The organism is Streptomyces sp. NPDC028910, from assembly GCF_055564955.1.
In genome coordinates, this window is sequence record NZ_JBVHVF010000013.1 from 60,072 (window position 1) to 77,513 (window position 17,442).

Genomic DNA, 17,442 nt, shown 5'->3' on the forward strand with positions numbered 1-17,442 from the left:
GTGTGACTACTCCTTGTGGGAGAGGGCGCGGACGGTACGGGAGGGGCTGGGGCGTCCCAGCTGTTCGGCCATCCACACGCTCGTGGCGGTGAGGGCGGCCAGATCGACCCCGGTCTCGATGCCGAGGCCGTCGAGCATCCACACCAGGTCCTCGGTCGCGAGGTTGCCGGTGGCGCTCTTCGCGTACGGGCATCCGCCGAGGCCGCCTGCGGAGGCGTCGACGGTGGTGACCCCGTGCCGGAGTGCGGCGAGGGTGTTGGCGAGGGCCTGGCCGTAGGTGTCGTGGAAGTGCACGCCGATACGGTCGGTCGTGACGCCGGCCTCGTTCAGCTCGGTGAGCAGGGCCTGGACGTGGCCCGGGGTGGCGACGCCGATCGTGTCGCCGAGGCTCAGCTCGTCACAGCCGAGGTCGAGCAGCGCCCGGGCCACGGAGACCACCTGGGGGACCGGGACGGCGCCCTCCCAGGGGTCGCCGAAGCACATGGAGAGATAGCCGCGGACATGGGCCCCCTCCTGCTTGGCACGGGCCACGACCGGCTCGAACATGGCGAGGGACTCTGCGACCGTGCGGTTCAGGTTGCGGGAGGCGAAGGTCTCGGTGGCCGAGCCGAAGACGGCGATGCGGGTGGCCCCGAGGGCGAGCGCCCGGTCCAGGCCGCGCTCGTTGGGGACGAGGACCGGGAGCGCCGCATCGACGTCGGAGAGCAGCGGAAAGAGCTGTTCCGCGTCCGCCAGCTGGGGCACCCACTTGGGGTGGACGAAGCTGGTGGCCTCGATGGTGCTCAGCCCGGCGGCGGCGAGTCGGTGGACGAACTCGGCCTTGACGGCGGTCGGGACGGTGCCCTGCTCGTTCTGGAGCCCGTCGCGGGCGCCGACCTCGTGGATGCGGACCCGGGCCGGGAGGCCGGGGGCCGGGACGGTCATGGGCAGCCCGTTCATCCGGCCGCCTCCTCTTCCGGTTCCGGGGTGATGACGGCCAGGACCTGGTCCATGGCGACCGTGGTGCCGGGTGCGACGTCGAGTTCGGTGACGGTGCCGGCGTGCGGGGCGGAGATGACGTGCTCCATCTTCATGGCCTCGACGACGAGGAGGCTCTGCCCGGCCGTCACCTTGTCGCCGACTGCCACCTTCACGACGGTGACGGTGCCGGGCATGGGGGCGGCGAGGGTGTCGGCCCCGCCGCGTCCGGCGCCGCTGAGGTTCGCCTGGACCGGGTCGTGGGTCTGGACGTGCCAGGAGTCGCCGTCGCGGCCGAGCCAGATCCCCTCCGGGGAGGTGGCGTGGCTGAAGCGGTGGGTGACACCGTCGAGTTCTACGGTGACGGTGTCGGTGGTGCGGGCCGCGATCCGGCCGCGGGCCGGTGCGCTGGGGGCGCTGCCCCCAGACGCCCGCGCCTCAAACGCCGGCGAGGCTGGGTTTGCGCCGGCGGCGTCGGAAATGAGCAGCTCGGAGTCCGCGCCCAGGGGGCGCGTGCGGACCGCTACCGGGTCCTCGCCCGGCAGGCGGAAGTGGTGCACCGTCCACGCCGGCGTCCCGCCAAGGCGCCAGCCGTTGGGCACCCCGAAGGGGTCGACCCATCCCTCCCAGCCCGTCCGGCGACCCCGGACCGGGGTCCGGGGCAGAGCCCCGGTTCCCTGCGCCAGCAGGGCTGCCGCCGCGTACACCTCCGCTGGGACCCCCTCCGGCAGGAGTTCGGCCAGGTCGCGCTCGACCAGGCCCGTGTCCAGGTCGCCGGAGACGACATCCGGGTGGGCCAGCAGCCTCCGGAGGAAACCCGCGTTGGTCTGGACGCCCAGGATCACCGTGTCGGCGAGAGCCCCCCGCAGCATGCGCAGGGCCGCCGCGCGGTCGGGCCCGTGGACGATGACCTTCGACAGCATCGGGTCGTACGTCGAGCCCACCGGCACGCCCGCCGTCAGCCCGGAGTCCGTACGGACCGCCCCGCCCGACGGCTCCGACAGCGCGAGGACCGTACCGCCGGACGGCAGGAACCCCCGCGCCGGGTCCTCGGCGCAGACGCGCGCCTCGATCGCGTGCCCGGTCAGGGTGACGTCGGACTGGTCGAAACCCAGCCGTTCGCCGGCCGCGACCCGGAGCTGGAGCTCCACCAGGTCCAGCCCGGTGATCAGCTCCGTCACCGGGTGCTCGACCTGGAGGCGGGTGTTCATCTCCATGAAGTAGTACGAGGAGGGGTCCCCGCCCGGCACGATGAACTCCACCGTGCCCGCCCCGACGTACCCGCAGGAGCGGGCCGCGTCGACCGCCGCCGCGCCCATCGCCGCGCGGGTCTTCTCGTCGAGCAGGACCGACGGCGCCTCCTCGATCACCTTCTGGTGGCGGCGCTGCAGCGAGCACTCGCGCTCGCCGAGGTGGACCACGTTCCCGTGGGCGTCCGCCAGCACCTGGATCTCGATGTGCCGCGGCCGGTCCACCCACCGCTCGACCAGCAGGGTGTCGTCGCCGAAGGAGGACCGCGCCTCACGGCGGGCCGCGGCGATCTCCTCGGCCAGCACCGCCCCGTCGCGGACCAGCCGCATGCCCTTGCCGCCGCCGCCCGCCGAGGGCTTCAGCAGCACCGGCATGCCGATCTCGGCCGCGGCCGCGACCAGTTCCGCGTCCGACAGGCCGCTTCCCGAGGAGCCCGGCACCACGGGCACGCCCGCCGCCTTCACGGTCTCCTTGGCGCGGATCTTGTCTCCCATCAGGGAGATGGCGCTCGCCGGCGGCCCGATGAAGGCCAGTCCGGCGTCGGCGCAGGCCTGGGCGAAGGCCGCGTTCTCCGCGAGGAAGCCGTAGCCGGGGTGGACCGCCTCGGCGCCCGTCCGCCGGGCGGCGTCGAGCAGCCGCTCCACCGACAGGTAGCTCTCGGCGGCCGCCGCCGGGCCGATCCGGACGGCCGTGTCGGCCTCCCGTACGTGGCGGGCGTCCGCGTCCGCGTCGCTGAAGACGGCCACGGACCGCACGCCGAGCTGCCGCAGGGTGCGGATGACCCGTACCGCGATCTCGCCCCGGTTCGCGACCAGAACAGTGCTGAACATCAGTGAGGTCCTCACGTCACATACGGAAGATGCCGAAAGCGGAGTCGTGCAGCGGGGCGTTCGCGCACGCGGTCAGGGCCAGGCCCAGCACCTGCCGGGTCTCCAGCGGGTCGATGACCCCGTCGTCCCACAGCCGGGCCGTGGCGTAGTAGGCGTTGCCCTGCTCCTCGTACTGCGCGCGGACCGGGGCCTTGAAGGCCTCCTCGTCCTCGGCCGGCCACTCCTGGCCCGCGCCCTCGATCTGGTCGCGCTTGACCGTCGCGAGGACGGACGCGGCCTGCTCCCCGCCCATCACGGAGATCTTGGCGTTCGGCCACATCCACAGGAACCGGGGAGAGTACGCCCGCCCGCACATGGAGTAGTTGCCCGCGCCGTACGAGCCGCCGACCACCACCGTCAGCTTCGGCACCCGGGTGCAGGCCACGGCCGTCACCATCTTGGCGCCGTGCTTGGCGATGCCGCCGGCCTCGTAGTCGCGGCCGACCATGAAGCCCGAGATGTTCTGGAGGAAGAGGAGCGGGATGCCGCGCTGGTCGCACAGCTCGATGAAGTGGGCGCCCTTCTGGGCGGATTCGGAGAACAGGATGCCGTTGTTGGCGATGATCCCGACCGGGTGACCGTGGATCCGGGCGAAGCCGGTGACCAGCGTCTGCCCGAACTCCGCCTTGAACTCCTGGAAGCGGGACCCGTCCACGATCCGCGCGATGATCTCGCGGGCGTCGTACGGGGTGCGCGAGTCGACCGGAACCGCGCCGTACAGCCCGTACGGGTCCACCTTGGGCTCTTCCGGCGCCTCGACCGACCAGGGCAGGGCCGCGCGGTCCGGCAGGGTCGCCACGATGTTCCGTACGATCCGCAGCGCGTGCGCGTCGTCCTCCGCGAGGTGGTCGGTCACGCCGGAGGTCCGGGAGTGGACCTCGCCGCCGCCGAGCTCCTCGGCCGTGACCACCTCGCCGGTCGCGGCCTTCACCAGCGGCGGACCGCCGAGGAAGATCGTGCCCTGGCCGCGGACGATCACGGCCTCGTCGCTCATGGCCGGGACGTACGCCCCGCCCGCCGTGCAGGAGCCGAGGACGGCGGCGATCTGCGGGATGCCGGCGCCCGACATGCGCGCCTGGTTGTAGAAGATGCGGCCGAAGTGCTCCCGGTCGGGGAAGACCTCGTCCTGCATGGGGAGGAAGGCGCCGCCGGAGTCGACCAGGTAGAGGCAGGGGAGACGGTTCTCCAGGGCCACCTCCTGGGCGCGGAGGTGCTTCTTGACGGTCATCGGGTAGTACGTGCCGCCCTTGACGGTGGCGTCGTTCGCGACGATCACGCATTCGCGGCCGCTGACCCGGCCGATGCCCGCGATGACTCCGGCGGCCGGGGCCGCGCCCCCGTACATGCCCTCGGCGGCCAGGGGGGCCAGCTCCAGGAAGGGGGATCCGGGATCGAGGAGGGTGTCCACGCGGTCGCGCGGAAGGAGCTTCCCGCGGGCGGTGTGGCGGGCGCGGGCCTTCTCGCCGCCGCCGAGCCGGGCCGCGTCGAGCCGGGCGCGCAGGCCCTCGGTCAGCTCGCGGTGGGCGGCCTCGTTGGTCCGCCAGGCCTCGGACGCCGGGTCCGCGGCGCTCGTCAGCACTGGTGCCTGCTGCATCGGTCGAGCTCCCTTGCTCGTTCCACTTGCTCGGTACACGCTGTTAGTGAGCGTTAACGTGTTCTGGGGCTTAGGTTAACGACCGCTAACGGCCCTGTCTAGAATGGTTTCCCATGAGCACCAGAGCGGCCGCCCCCACCCGTCGCGAGCAGATCCTCAGTGAGGCCGCTCGTCTCTTCGCCGCGCGCGGCTTCCACGGCGTCGGCGTCGACGAGATAGGGGCCGCGGTGGGCATCAGCGGCCCCGGCCTGTACCGGCACTTCGCGGGCAAGGACGCCATGCTCGCCGAGCTGCTGGTCGGCATCAGCGAACGGCTGCTGACCGGCGGCCGTCACCGGGTGGCGCAGGCGGCGGGCGATCCGGCCCGGGTGCTGTCCTCCCTCATCGACGGGCACATCGACTTCGCGCTCGACGACCGGGCGCTGATCACCCTGCACGACCGGGAGCTCGACCGGCTGCGGGAGGCCGACCGCAAGCTCGTACGGCAGCTGCAGCGCCAGTACGTGGAGCTGTGGGTGGAGGTCGTACGGGAACTGCACCCGGAGGTGGTCGAGGCGGAGGTACGGGTCTCCGTGCACGCGGTCTTCGGCCTGCTCAACTCCACCCCGCACCTGGCGGCCCTGGGGCGGGAGGCGACGGAGTCGCTGCTGCGGCGGCTCGCGCACGGGGCCTTCGGGGCGCTGTCGGCGTGATCCGGCGCGCGCGGCGATCCGAATGGACGCGCCGCCTCCGCCCGGACGGCGGCAGAATGGCCCGTATGCCGAAGCCGATAGAGACGTCCGACCAGTCCGTTGGAGCGCTTGGGGCGCTGGGAGCGCTTGGAGCCCTTGGGGCGCCGAGCCGCGCCGAACTCATCGACCACCTGGTCCGCACGCGGATCGCGGGGCAGGTCGCGACCCCGCGCGAGAACAACCTCAGCCACTACCGCAAGCTCGCCAACGGCGACCGGCACTACTGGCTCGGCCTGGAGCTGGGCGACCGCTGGACGGACGAGCAGGACGTGCTCGCGGTGATGGCGGAGCGGTGCGGGGTCGTGGACGACCCCGGCTTCCGGTACGGCCAGGACACCATCGACCCGGAGCTGACCGTGGCCGGCCTGGACCGGCTGGCGGCGCGGCTGCGGAAGGCGGCGCTGGACCGGCAGAGCGTGCTGTTCGCCACCGGGCACCCGGGCGGGCTGCTGGACGTCCACCGGGCCACAGCGGCGGCCCTGCGCGCCGCCGGCTGCGAGATCGTCGTCATCCCCTCGGGCCTGACGGCCGACGAGGGCTCGGTGTGGCAGTTCGCGGACGTCGCGGTGCTGGAGCGGGGCGCGACCCTGTGGCACACCCACTCGCCGGAGCCGATGGCCGCCATCCTGGACGGGCTGACGGCTTCGAACCGCCCCCAGCCCGACCTGGTCGTAGCCGACCACGGCTGGGCGGGCTGCGCGGCGCAGCGTGGCCTGGACGCGGTGGGCTACGCCGACTGCAACGACCCGGCCCTCTTCCTCGGCGAAGCCGAAGGCACCCTCCAGGTGGCGATCCCCCTGGACGACCACGTCCGCGACCCGCGCTTCTACGACCCGCTGGTGGCGTACTTGCTGGCCGCGGCGGGGCTGCGCTGACGGCGTAACCAGGCGGACAGCGCAAAGAAGCCCCGGCCGGTGGTTCCGGCGGGGCTTCTCGTGGCGTGATGCCTGGGTCCCCGCTCTCACTCGAGCCGGGACCCAGGAAGAAATCAGTTGCTGAATTTACTGTTATTCGTTGTCTCGTTGAGCACAGAAACCCTGTCGTAATGCTCTGCCCCGGCGTCATCCTGACGGAGGTACATTCGACTGTAAGGTCGCACCCCCACCCAAATTGCGTATAGCGCGCAGGATGCCGGCCGCTCTTCCCCTGTCGCAAATTGGATGCGGACACCCGGATGTTCATCCGGGAGGGTATCGAATACCCATGTCCCGTCACCAGATTTACGAGGGGGAGACTTTCGGAGATTGGCCGGAACGCAATATGGATCCTGTGTCACGTTACTGAACGAGACCGATCCGTCATCCATGAACGTGATTCGGCCGCCTTTGTTGCTTTCCCAGGCTCCGGAAATGTCTTCCCGTGTGAGTGTTTCCGCATCCTTCCGGTCTGATCCGCATGAGGTGACGGTGAAGGCTGCCGCAAGTAAAAGAATGCAGGCCGCCGGGTGTCGAAAGAAGCGTTTCACGATTCCTCTCGAGGCTAGAAGGCGGATAGGTCGAAGTCGAAGTCGTCGTATCGCGCGATTTGATCGGAGGAGGCGAACTGCCTGGCCTTTGAGATGAGCGGCTGATATTTCTTCGATTCGAGCCACATAAACGGGAGTCGGCGCTCTTTCAGTGCCTGTTCCTTGATCTCCTCCCCGATCGCCCTACCGCGCACATTGTTGTAGAGATCGGCTATGTGATCGCGCTGCTCCGCGTACGGATAGTACGCCTCGTGAGCTTCAGCCCACATTTCAGCCTTCTTGGCGCCGAACTCTACCGTCATGCGCCCCTGCCAGAGGGCGTGTCGATAGGCGTTGTTGTCGATGTTCTCGTCCCCGAGCTCCGCGGCTGAAACGTCCCATGCCCACGACATCACCTCCTCCGCTTTTATGCATTGCAAAGGGCTCTCGGCGCACAGTGTCGTTTCTGCAAGATTCAGACGCATAGGGTCGGATCCCTCCGCGTCCGGATGTGCGGCCCACGGAGGCTGCCCTTGCTTGTGCCATGAATTCGGCCAGCGCGTGTTCAAAGTGAACTCGCGGTGCAAATCCTTCGAGAGTAGGATGATGTCTTCCTTGGGCAGCCAGCCGCCAGTCTTTGCGGTCTGGAGTGCTTTCTTGATTCGGCCGTGGTTCCAATTGGGTCGGTTCTCCCCGTAGCGACGGTACTTTGTGGCTGCACTGACGACGCTTTGGGGCGCCGACTGAAAGCCGCCGTCGCTGTCTCCCTCGAAGTACTTGAGGCCGTCGGGGTCGGAGAAGGTGAAGGGGTTGTTGGCAGAGTACGTGTAGCCGTGGAGCTGCTGGGCGTCCTTGAGGTCCATGATCGGGTCGACGGATATGAATCGGCCGATCAGGGGGTCGTACTCGCGGGCGCCGATGTGGGTCAGGCCGCTGTCGTTGTCCTTCGTGCCTCCGACGAAGGTCTTCTCGCCCGTCCAGGTCGTGGGCTGCGTGCCGCGCGCCTCGCCGAACAGGCCCGTCTTGCGCCGGGTGACGGTCTGGGTCGCGTCAGCGGTGATCTGGCTGGTGCCGGTCTTGTGGTGGTCGGCCAGGGTGAAGGTGAGCTTGCCACCCGTGCGCATCGCGACGTCGCCGTAGTAGCGGGTCCCGGTGATCGTGCCGGCCTTGTCGAGCTTCAGCTCGTTGCCCGCGGGCAGGTAGAGCGTGGTGGCGTCCTTCTCCTTGCGCAGCAGACGCTCACCCGTGGCCGTATAGACGAACGAGTTCGTGGTCGTGCCCTGCACGAGGGACTTGAGGTGTCCTTCGGCGTCCCAGTCGAGGTACTGGGTCTCGCCGGTGCCGCTCCTGCGGGTCTTGGTGTTGCCCGAGGCGTCGTAGGTGAAGGTTTCCTCGTGGGGGTTGGTGCCGGTCTGGGTGACCTTCGGCAGGTCGTGCTTGCCGGCCGTCGGCGCAGCGTAGGTGCGGACGGTGTCGGCGGCCGGGCCCGAGGCGGTCTTGTGCTTGGTCTCGGTCTTGCGGTTGCCGACCGAGTCGTAGGTGTACGTCGTCCAGTACGGGTCCTCGCCGCCGATGACGGAGGCCGACGGAGAAGCCGCGCAGGTCTCGCCCGTGTTGGTCCAGGCCTGGGTGATGCGGCGCAGGGCGTCCAGGTTGACGCACTGGGTGTCGGTGGTGCGGAGCGCGTCCTGGCCGTACGCCGTGGCGATCGAGGTCAGGTTGCCGACCGGGTCGGTCGTGTACTTGGTGTCCTCGATCCGCTGGGGTGCGACATCGCGGTCGGTGGACGCGCGGGTGAGGGCTCCGGTGTGCTCGTCGTACTCGCTCGATGTGTAGAGGCGCTGGCCCAGTGCTCCGAGCTCCTGCCGGATGGTGCGCCCGTAGTGGTCGTAGGTCATCGCCGACACGAGGCGGCTGGTGCCGGCGCCCATGCTGTTCAGCAGGCCGGAGACCGACTTGTAGGTGCTGCCGACCGTCTCGGCCGGCAGCCCGCCCATGGCGGGATGCTTGGTGGTGAGGGTCTGGCCCGTGATGTTGTAGGTGTTGGTCCACCTGTAGGTGCCCGCCATGGTCCCGGTCTCGGGCGTGGACGGGATGGTGACCTGGGTATCGAGCGGCTGGTAGAGGTGGTTGTAGGCCAGCACCTCGGACACGTAGGCCTTGCCGTCGACGAAACGCGTCGATGCCGTCAGCTGGCCCTTGGCGACGGTGTCGTACACCAGCGAGGTCAGCGTCGTCGTGCCCTGCTTGGTGGCGACGGGGCGGCCGAGCTCGTCGTAGTCCGTGTGCACGGTGATACCGCGGGCGTCGGTCACGTCGGTGACGCGGTCGCCGACGTCGTAGGCGGTCTTGGTGACGCCCTTGTCCGGGTCGTTCGATTCGACCTGGCGGCCGCGCACGTCGTAGGTGTACGTCCACTTCGCGTTGCCGGGGTCGGTGACCTGGGCGAGCCGGCCGAGCTTGTCGTAGGCGTACAGGGTTGAGTGCGAGGTGGTCCTGGCCGCGTCCGTGTACTGCTTCTGCTCGACCGGGCGACCCAGCGCGTCGGTGACCGTGGTCGTCACAGTGCCGCCCCGGGGCGGGACGACCGTCGTCGTGTCACCGGTGTAGCTGGTGGTGGCGCGCTTGGTCTCGGTGCCGAACTTCTTCGAGATCACCGCTGTCGCCCGGCCGGCGCCGTCGAAGACGGTATCGGTGGAGGACGGGTAGTTGAGTTCCTGCCCCGTGACCAGCTCGGGTGAGGGCAGACCGTCGGCGTAGTACGTGCCGGAGTTCCGCCAGGCCAGGCCACGGGTGTCGTAGAAGGTCTCCGTGAGCAGACGTCCCGCCAGGTCGGGCGACTGGGTCTGCGTCTGGCGCTCGCGCAGCAGGCCGTCCTGGATGCTGTGGACGATGGAGTACTTGTAGTCGTGCGTGAGCGACTTCGAGGTGACGACGTTGGGTCCGTCATTGCGGACGGTGTACTCGAAGACGCGGCTCGGCAGGTTCGGGTTGGCCTCGACCGTCCAGTTCGGGACCCAGACCTTCGTCACCCGGCCCAGCGCGTCGTACGCGGTCGTGACGACTTTGCCGTTGGGGTCGGTGACCTTCGTGGCCTGACCGCGCACCGGGTCGATCTGCGTGGTGACGACGTGGCCCAGCGGGTTCGTCGCCGTCATCGCGGTGGCGGGCTCGCCCGTGGCCGGCGTGTAGGCGGTGGTGGTCACCTTCCCGTAGGCGTCGGCGGCTGCCAGTACCCGGCCGTGCACGTCGTAGCAGAGCTCGTTCTTGGCCGGGCCGCAGGTGCTGGGCACGGACGACTGGGTGTCGTAGCCGTCGCCCTTGCCGTTGATCTTCTCTGTCTTGGTGATCAGACCCGGACCCGGAACGCTCCCGAGGGCGCCGTTGTCGAAGTAGCTGCGCGTGTCACTGATGACGTCGGCCGGGCCGCCGGCGGGCGATCCGCACGGCACCGCGACGGTCTCGACGCGGCTGTGCCGGTCCAGGATCCAGCTCGTGGTGTTGCGTGCGTAGGTGGTCGTGGTGCAGGACTCGTCGCCGGTCTTGGCGGTGTCGCCGGTGCTCGACTCCCAGTCGACCATGCCGTAGGCGTCGAAGTGACGGCTGATCTCGGTCGTACGGGTGCCGCCGGTGACGGTGGTGCGGGTCGACTCCTTCTCGGTGCCCGTCTTGTAGGAGACGAGATCGGGCAGGCCGGGGCGGGTCCGCTTCGCCACGAGGCCCGAGCGCCATGGGGTGCTGGACGAGGCGCTCACGAGCTTGCTCGTGTCATCGCCCTCGTACGTCGCGGATTCGCGGACCATGCCGGCGAACTCGGGCCGGTCGAGGACCGCAGTTCCCGTGCCGTCCTTTACCTCCTTGCCGTCGAGGCCCCGGAAGTAGCGGGTCTCCGACAGCGTCTTCGGGTCACTGGCGGCACCGGTGCGGGTCTGCACCAGTTCATAGCCGCGTGAGACCGAGTGCACGCGGTCCTCGGCCTTGGTGAACTCGCTCGTGTCCTTGTCCCAGGCCGCTCCGCCGACGTAGGTGTACGAGGTCACCTTGTCGGGCGTCGCAGCGAGGTTGTCGCCCTCCACGATCTGGGTGACGACGTAGGTGTTGAACCAGTCGAGCTTGGAGGTGTCGCCCTCCCACACCCATTTGACCGGGTAGCAGCGCTTGGTGTTCGTCGCGTCCGCGGCGGGAAGCGTGGTGGGAGCGCAGTCGGGCTGGGAGTAGGTGACACCGATGGTGCCGCCGGTCTCGGTGTTGACCTGGGACATCCGCAGCCGGATGTAGGGGGCCAGGCCGTCCCCGGTCGCGTCCACCCGGTTGGGGCGCTGTTCACCCGCGAAAGTGACCGGAGGCAGCGGGACGTCCGTGGCGGCGCCCGCCTTGGCGGTGCGGGTGATGGACTTCAGCCACATCGGGGTGGATATGCCGTCGCCCGCCGGCGGGAAGTTCTGGTCCAGGGTCCAGGAGTCGACGTCCTGGTACGCGCCGCCGGTGAGGACCTTGGTGTGGATCCCCGTGAGGCGCATCCGCGACCAGAACGTCGGCGAGTACTGGCCCTTGCACTCCGTGGACCCGTCCTTGCAGAACAGGTCGTACGGCGAGTCAGGCCAGTTCTTGGCGTTGGCCTCGTCGAAGGTGCCGCAGGCGGTGAGGCAGCGCTCGCTGACGCCGAACTGCACCTGGGCCATCGCCTTGCCGGTGTAGATGGCGTCGGAGCGCAGGCCGTAGTCGATGTGGTCGAGCCAGCCGCCGCGGATGTACCGCGTGACCGTGGCCGTGCCCGTGGTCTCCGAGACGTTGCGGCCGTAGTTGTTCGTCTCGGTCTTCCAGTAGTACGCCATCGCGTCGCCGCCGGGGGCGACGACGTAGTCGAGCTGCCAGCGCCAGGCCTGCTGGCACCAGGCGCTCGCGAACGAGGCGTTGTAGCAGGGCTCCCCCGCCTGATTACCGAAGACGGGCGCGGTCCAGGCCGAGTTCGTCGTCGGTGTGGACGCGTCCTTCCAGCCCGGCAGACGGTTCAGGCCGAAGAAGTACTGCGTACCGTCAGTCGTCGTGATCTTCCAGTGCTCACCGTTGTTGTCGCCGTTGACGGCGCCGGTGAGCTTCTCGACCTTCTCGCCCGAGTCTGTGGCCGGGTGCCAGCCCTTGCCCTGCTCGTAGACCAGCTCGGTCGACTTGCCGCCCAGCGACATCGTGGCGTTGTCGTTGAACCAGCACTGGTCGCCGACCTTGGTGGTGTTGGTGCCACCGGTCTTGTCGTCGTTGCAGGGCTTGTACTTGCGCTCGATGAAGCCGGGCTCCCAGTTCCAGCCGTCACCGATCCACGAGCCCTGGCTGTTGGACATGCCCGTGCGGCCATCGACGGACTGGGAGTTGTAGCCGAGCGAGATCTGCGGAGCCAGCCCCCCGGGCACGGAGGGCGTCGCGACTCCGTAGGACCAGGAGAAGCCACCGCTCGATCCGCCCGAGCTCCAGGAGCCCGAGGACTGGAGCGAGGTCGCCTTGTAGTCACCAGTCGGACCCGCGTCGCCCGCCGTCGCGGCCAGGACGGTCGCGCCGCCCGAAGCGGCGGGGGCCGACATGGCCGACACGCCTGCGGACTTGGCAGAGGGAGCCGTGGCCGCGCCCGGCGTCGTCACCTGGGCCGAGAGCTTCCCCGAGCGCGTGTCGTTGCGCGTCTCCAGCGGCTTCTGCGTACGGCACTCCGCGCGCTCGGGAGTCGTCAGCGCGCACGCCGGAAGCTCCACCAGCCTCAGCCGGGAGGCGTAGTCGCCGCCGTAGGCGCCGCGGAAGGAGTTGTAGTCCACCTCGACCTTCGCCGACGCGGACTGCGCGGCGCCGTCCGAGCGGCCCACCGACAGCAGGACACCGTCGACGCCCGCATTGCGCGCCGCGTCCTTCCCGGTGATGGAGACCTTCACCTTCGACGGCGCTTCGGCCGCCTTGCCCGGCGCGACGTAGACCGCGACCGGGAGCTTGCCCGCCTGCTGCGAGCCGGCGCCGACGGCCGGCCCCTGAGCGGCGCCCGTCAGGAATGACTTGGAGACCGGGCCTGGAGCCGGAGTCAGGTCCACCTCCGCCGAACCGGCCGCCGGCCAGGAGACCTTCGGCGCCTTCCACGGAGTCGCGGCCGCGTCATCGGCCTTCTTCGCCCCACCCGCGCGGACCGGCTTCACCGGCACCGCCTTCGGCTGCTTGAGCGCCGGCAACGACGGCCCGGATTTGCTGTCCGCTACGGCGACCGCGCCGGGCACCATACCTGAGAGGACCGCTGCGGCCAACGCCACAGAAAGCCCTCTCACACGAAATTTTCTCACACCCCACCCCATGCTTCTACAGAGATTATCGGCGCAGACTAACAGGCGGAATTCGCCAATCTGGCATCCCGGAACGAGCCTTAATTGGACCAAGTGGATCTAGTGGTTCAAATGGGGTGGCGCGCCTGTGATGCGCGTAAAAATCGCAGGTCAGCTGGGTTGATGTCGGCGATCCTGAGTAGAGTCGCCCATGGATATCAGACAGATGGAGTTTGCGTGAGAAGAGAAAAGGGCCTACCCGGCATGCTGGGTAGGCGGGGGATTTCACGGGTCATTTCCATGGCCCTGATAAGTGGAATAGTCGCTACCGGTTTGGCTGTAATGCAACCGCCGACGACCGCGGTCGCCGCCACCGATCCGGTCGCCGAGGGTTCGATGAGCGCGGCGGACTTCGCGCTCGCCAAGGCCAAAGAGACCGGTCAGCCCTACGAGTTGACGTCCGCCCGGACCGAGACTTCGGACACCTGGGCGCTACCGACGGGCAAGTGGTCGGTCAAGCGCCACGGGACGACGGTGCGCGTCCGGCGCGCGGGTGGCTGGATCGCGACCGACCCGACGCTGCAGTTCGCGGCGGACGGGAAGGTGACGCCGAAGGCCTCGGCCGTCGCGATCGCCTTCTCGGGCGGCGGCACCGGTCCGCTCCTGTCAGGGGTCAAGGACGGGCGCACCCTGTCGCTGACGTGGCCCACGGCGCTCCCGAAGCCGACGCTCGCCGCGAACGTGGCGACGTACCCGAACGTCCTGCCCGACGTGGACCTGCAGCTGAAGGCCGAGGTCGAGGGCTTCTCCCAGCTGCTGGTGGTCAAGACCGCAGCAGCGGCGAAGCATCCCGACCTCGCGACGTTGAAATTCAAGCTCGACACCGTGGGACTGAACGTCACCCGGGATGCGACGACGGGGCTGCTGACCGCGGTGAATCCGGCCGGTGAGGTGGTGTTCACCTCCCCGACCCCGGTGATGTGGGACTCCACCACCAGGGGCGCCGCTCCTCAAGTGGCCGCGGGTACGGGAGCGCTCAGCGCCGACTCGGGGACGGACACTGCCCCCTCGGATGCCTTCGTGACACCGTCCGGGGCCAACAGCGCCCAGATGCCCACCACCGTCACAGGCGGCACACTGGAGATCAAGCCCGACCAGGCCCTCCTCACGAGCACGGAGACGAAGTACCCCGTCTACATCGACCCGTCGGTGGCGTGGGGTGCGCGGCAGAACTGGTCGTGGGTGTACCGCAAGTGGAGGTCCAACTCCTACTGGAACACCAAGGAGGACGTGCGTGTCGGGTACGAGGCCGATACGAACGGGCTCTCGCGTGCCTACTTCCAGCTCGACACCTCAGGCGTCAAGGGCGCTCAGGTGTCGAAGGCGACGTTCCGGATCAAGGAGACGTGGTCCTGGTCCTGCACCAAGACCCCGGTGGAGCTGTGGAGCACCGGCCCCATCTCGCCCCAGACGACGTGGGACCGCCAGCCCGCCAAGGGCCGCCTGCAGCAGATAGTCACGGATGCCAAGGGACGCGCCGAGTGCGGGGCCGGCAACCTCGAGTTCAACGCCACTGACGCCGTGCAGGAGTCGGCGTCCAAGCACTGGTCGAGTGTGACGCTGGGCCTGTTCGCGTCGAACGAGACCGACGAGTTCCAGTGGAAGCGTTTCGACGCGAAGACGATGACGCTGGAGATCGAGTACAACAACCCGCCCAACACCCCGTCCCACCCGGGGACCTCACCCTGGGTGCCCTGCGACCAGGGCGGCTCGATCGGCAACACCACCATCGGTCTCAACGCGACGATCTCCGACCGCGACTCAGGGAACCTGAGCACCGAGTTCCAGATCTTCAAGGACGGCCAGAGCACCCCCGCCGTCAGCCAGTCCATCCCGGCCAACAACGGCAAGGTCGCCAGCTGGAACGTCCCCGACGCCTCCCTCCCCAACGGGAGCTACACCTGGAAGGCGCGGACCACCGACCAGGACGGTGCCCAGTCGGCCTGGTCCCAGACGTGCAAGTTCACCGTGGACCGCTCCCGGCCGACGGAGGCGCCGAAGATCACCTCCACCGTCTTCCCCGACGGGAGGAACGGCTGGCCCCAAGGCACCGGCAAGGCGCGCCAGGAAGGGGACTTCGTCCTCTCCGCCAACGGCGTCGCGGACGTCACCTGGTACGGCTACTACACCGACTGGGACCCGGAGGTGAAGAGCACCTCCGTCGCGGCGGGCGCTTCGTTCACCGCGAAACTCACCCCGCCCGGCGCCGGCCCGCACTTCGTCTACGCCTTCAGCCAGGACGCTGCCGGGAACCGTTCCGACACCACCGCCTACCAGTTCTACGCGGCACGCACGGCGGCGGTGGACGTACCCCACGACCTCAACGGCGACGGCTTCCGCGACATCTGGAGCAGCGACCTCTTCGGCAGCCTCCTGACCTACGCAGGCCAGGGCAACGGAAAGTTCTCCGCAACGGTCAGCTCCGCCGACTCCTTCGCCCGATCCCAGGTCGCGGCCCTGGGCGACTGGGACGATGACGGATACAACGACATGCTCACCCTGGAGCAGCGGGCCGATATGACCCGTAAGACGTTGTGGATCTACGGCAACAACGGCCGGGGCACCGTCGGCGCGCCCACCCAGGTGACCGCCGCGAACCCGCTTGAGGACGACCGGTGGTTCGATGCCGAGCAGATCATCGCCCCCGGCAACATCGGTGGCGACGAGCTCCCGGACATCCTCGTCAAGCAGGGAAACAAGCTCTGGGCGTACTACAACAACGTGTGGGGTGTCCTGGAAGCGCCCCGGCTCGTCGGTGGCACCGACTGGGACAAGTACACGGTCATCGCCCCGGGTGACCTCAACAAGGACGGCGTGCCCGACCTGTGGCTGAGGGACAACGCCACCGGCGACATTCTGCGCACGTACGGCAAGAAGAGCCTGGAAGAGGGCCAGACGGTGGACCTGGCCACCTGGGGCACTCAGACCCGCAGCAAGGTCGGTTCCGGTGTCACCCAGGCGGGGTATCCGCAGGTCAGCTCGGCTGGTGACCTCAACGGTGACGGCGTTCCCGACCTGTGGGCCCGCCAGGCCGACAACACCATGGTCGGCTGGCCGGGGAAGCTCTCCACCGACGGCACGACCGTAGGCTCGTTCGCCACCCGCTTCCAGATCGACGGCGTCCCCGGCGCGCGCATCCCGGCCGGTACCACGCTGGCATCGGGGCAGGAGTTCTCCAGCGGCAACTCCAAGCTGGTGATGCAGGCCGACGGCAACCTCGTGCTGTACAGCAAGGACAACAAGCCCCTCTGGGCCACCGGCACCAGCAAGAACCCGGGCGCCACGGCCCGCATGCAGAGCGACGGCAACTTCGTCGTCTACGCCGCCGACGGCAAGACCGCCCTGTGGAGCAGTAAGACCAGCACTCCGTCCTCGTACGCGGTACTCCAGCCCCGTGGCGTACTCGTCCTCTACAACGCCTCCGGGCAGAGCCTGTGGACCAGCGGCAGCCAGAGCCGACCGGACTACAACGGCGACGGCTACACCGACGTACTGGCCCGCGATCCCAACGGCGACATGTGGGTCTACCCGGGAACCGGCGGCACGGGCACCAGCACCCTGGGCGCCCGCTACTTCGTCGGCAACGGCTGGTGGCGCGACGAGTGGACCAACGCCTACACCGCAGACCTGAACAACGACGGCTACACCGACCTGGTGGGGCGCACTCGGGAAGGAAACCTCTACCTCTACCCCGGCACAGGCCGCACAGGCACGAACAGTTTCAGCACCCCTGTCCTGATGGGCAACGGCTGGGACTATCAGACCCTCGGCTTCGGAGACATCACCGGTGACGGCCGCACCGACGTCATCGCTCGCGACGCCAGTGGCAGTCTCTGGGTTTACCCGCACATCGGAGGCACCGGCACCCAGGCCCTCGGTGGCCGGGTCTTCATCGCCGACGGATGGTGGCCCGACGAGTGGACCACCCTGCGCTATGCCGATCTCAACGGTGACTACAAGATCGACATAGTCGGCCGCCACACCGACGGCGGCGCGCTCTACGTCTACCCCAACACCACCATTGACGGTCACATCAGCTTCGGCGCCCGCTACCTCTTGGGCACCGGTTGGTGGAACGCCGAATGGAACCCGTACGCCACCGACCTGGACAGCAACGGAGCAGCAGAACAGGTGGGAATCACCCACAAGGGAGAGCTCTGCGACTTCACCCCCGGCGGCACCTTGATCAGCACGGGCTGGAACGGTTACGACGTCATCCTCTGATGTGAGTCAGACGGGGGGTGAG

7 protein-coding genes are annotated in these 17,442 nt (G+C 68.9%); 3 read left to right on the top strand and 4 right to left on the bottom strand.

Annotation, left to right across the window (positions count from 1 at the left end):
* Nucleotides 1-6 precede the first annotated feature (6 nt).
* Genes ACZ4TV_RS17800 through ACZ4TV_RS17810 form a run of 3 tightly spaced genes read right to left on the bottom strand, consistent with a single transcriptional unit; the run spans nt 7 to nt 4,671 of the window.
* A complete protein-coding gene (locus ACZ4TV_RS17800) occupies nt 7-939 on the bottom strand; it encodes a hydroxymethylglutaryl-CoA lyase (protein ID WP_468135595.1) in 933 nt (310 codons plus the stop codon).
* Complete coding sequence (locus ACZ4TV_RS17805) at nt 936-3,038, bottom strand: acetyl/propionyl/methylcrotonyl-CoA carboxylase subunit alpha (RefSeq protein WP_468135596.1); 2,103 nt, start codon at nt 3,036-3,038, stop codon at nt 936-938. Before ACZ4TV_RS17805 ends, ACZ4TV_RS17800 begins: the two co-directional genes overlap by 4 nt.
* A gap of 16 nt (nt 3,039-3,054) precedes the next feature.
* Nucleotides 3,055-4,671, bottom strand: coding sequence for a carboxyl transferase domain-containing protein (locus ACZ4TV_RS17810; RefSeq protein WP_468135597.1), 1,617 nt, complete (start codon nt 4,669-4,671; stop codon nt 3,055-3,057).
* A 113-nt stretch (nt 4,672-4,784) separates the two neighbouring features.
* On the opposite strand from ACZ4TV_RS17810, the gene ACZ4TV_RS17815 reads away from it, so the two are divergent.
* On the top strand, nt 4,785-5,363 hold the full coding sequence (locus ACZ4TV_RS17815; RefSeq protein WP_468135598.1) for an SACE_7040 family transcriptional regulator: 579 nt from the start codon (nt 4,785-4,787) through the stop codon (nt 5,361-5,363).
* Between the two features lie 56 nt (nt 5,364-5,419).
* Nucleotides 5,420-6,277: a phosphatase gene (locus ACZ4TV_RS17820; RefSeq protein ID WP_468135599.1), complete on the top strand. Its 858-nt coding sequence runs from the start codon at nt 5,420-5,422 to the stop codon at nt 6,275-6,277.
* A gap of 604 nt (nt 6,278-6,881) precedes the next feature.
* On the opposite strand, the gene ACZ4TV_RS17825 is transcribed toward ACZ4TV_RS17820, so the two are convergent.
* Complete coding sequence (locus ACZ4TV_RS17825; RefSeq protein ID WP_468135600.1) at nt 6,882-13,016, bottom strand: RHS repeat domain-containing protein; 6,135 nt, start codon at nt 13,014-13,016, stop codon at nt 6,882-6,884.
* A 462-nt stretch (nt 13,017-13,478) separates the two neighbouring features.
* Here ACZ4TV_RS17825 and ACZ4TV_RS17830 point away from each other — a divergent pair, with 462 nt between their 5' ends.
* A complete protein-coding gene (locus ACZ4TV_RS17830) occupies nt 13,479-17,420 on the top strand; it encodes an FG-GAP-like repeat-containing protein (protein ID WP_468135601.1) in 3,942 nt (1,313 codons plus the stop codon).
* The last annotated feature ends 22 nt before the right edge of the window (nt 17,421-17,442 follow it).

Excerpts from the sequence above, each read along its gene's own strand:
- ACZ4TV_RS17800 (WP_468135595.1), bottom strand. The coding sequence starts at position 939 with ATGAACGGGCTGCCCATGACCGTCCCGGCCCCCGGCCTCCCGGCCCGG.
- ACZ4TV_RS17805 (WP_468135596.1), bottom strand. The coding sequence starts at position 3,038 with ATGTTCAGCACTGTTCTGGTCGCGAACCGGGGCGAGATCGCGGTACGG.
- ACZ4TV_RS17810 (WP_468135597.1), bottom strand. The coding sequence starts at position 4,671 with ATGCAGCAGGCACCAGTGCTGACGAGCGCCGCGGACCCGGCGTCCGAG.
- ACZ4TV_RS17815 (WP_468135598.1), top strand. The coding sequence starts at position 4,785 with ATGAGCACCAGAGCGGCCGCCCCCACCCGTCGCGAGCAGATCCTCAGT.
- ACZ4TV_RS17820 (WP_468135599.1), top strand. The coding sequence starts at position 5,420 with ATGGCCCGTATGCCGAAGCCGATAGAGACGTCCGACCAGTCCGTTGGA.
- ACZ4TV_RS17830 (WP_468135601.1), top strand. The coding sequence starts at position 13,479 with ATGCAACCGCCGACGACCGCGGTCGCCGCCACCGATCCGGTCGCCGAG.